This is a genomic window from Pseudomonas sp. P4_C3 (genome assembly GCF_056402075.1).
Map to the genome: position 1 here is coordinate 1 of NZ_JBFUIC010000660.1, position 1,122 is coordinate 1,122.

The window sequence follows — 1,122 nt, forward strand, 5'->3', positions numbered from 1 at the left end:
GTTATCTACTGCTTTGCCTGCTCCCCGATGCGGCATTCACGATTCACGAAGGCGACTGCTGCCTGGGCTTCATTGATCTGGACAGTGAAATCAACTGGCTCAGTACTGTACATTGCGCACCCAACTGGCAGGGTGATCTCACCCTCGCACAGATTGCTCGGGACTCAACACGCCACAGCCTGACCCGCTGCTTCAGCGCCCGGCGYGAGAGCAACCCTGAGATCAACTTTTGGCCTGCCCGCCCGAACCAACACTGGTTACTGGCGAGCGATGGCTTCTGGGCCGGCTTATGCACCCAGACCCAACAAACATTTCTGCGAGACGGCCACTTGCCCGCCCCGCCCACCGATGACGACATCAGCTGCCTGAGCGTCATCCCCAGCCCCATTTTTTTAGAGCGCGCCCCATGACCAACAGCGACATCGTCCAGAAGCTCTGGAACCTTTGCGACGTCCTCCGTGACGACGGCATCAACTACAGCGATTACGTCACCGAACTGGTGCTGCTGCTGTTCATCAAGATGGAATTCGAACAGGTCCAGAACAACGACAGCTTCAGCCACAAGCTGCCCGAAGGCGCGCGCTGGCCGGACCTGAACGGCAAGTCCGGTCTCAACCTGCTCAACCACTACCGGCAGATGCTCCTCGACCTGGGTCAAAACGCCGACCCGTTGATCGCCGCCATCTACGCCGATGCCCAGACGCGCCTGAAAGAGCCGCGCCACCTGGAACAACTGATCAAAAGCCTCGACGGCATCGACTGGTTCAGCGCCCGCCGCGATGGCCTCGGCGATCTGTATGAAGGCCTGCTGGAAAAGAACGCCAGCGAAACCAAATCCGGTGCGGGCCAGTACTTCACCCCGCGTCCGTTGATCGACAGCATCATCAACTGCATCAAGCCCCAGCCGGGCGAAGTCATTCAGGACCCGGCCGCCGGCACCGCAGGCTTCCTGATTGCCGCAGATGCCTACATCAAAAGCCAGACCGACGATCACTACGACCTCGACGAAAAGGCCCGCAGTTTCCAGCGCAACCGCGCCTTTGTCGGCGTAGAACTGGTGCCGGGCACCCGTCGCCTGGCATTGATGAACACCCTGCTGCACGGCATGGAAGGCGACGAAGA

General features: G+C 60.1%; 1 protein-coding gene and 1 pseudogene. Both read left to right on the top strand.

Features of this window, described 5'->3' with window-relative positions; genetic code table 11:
- Window positions 1-410: pseudogene (locus AC1DVH_RS31560) on the top strand (hypothetical protein); the annotation flags it as partial.
- Window positions 407-1,122 (top strand): class I SAM-dependent DNA methyltransferase (locus AC1DVH_RS31565; protein WP_477757085.1); only part of this gene is annotated, 716 nt, incomplete at its 3' end. The pseudogene AC1DVH_RS31560 and the gene AC1DVH_RS31565, both read left to right, overlap by 4 nt.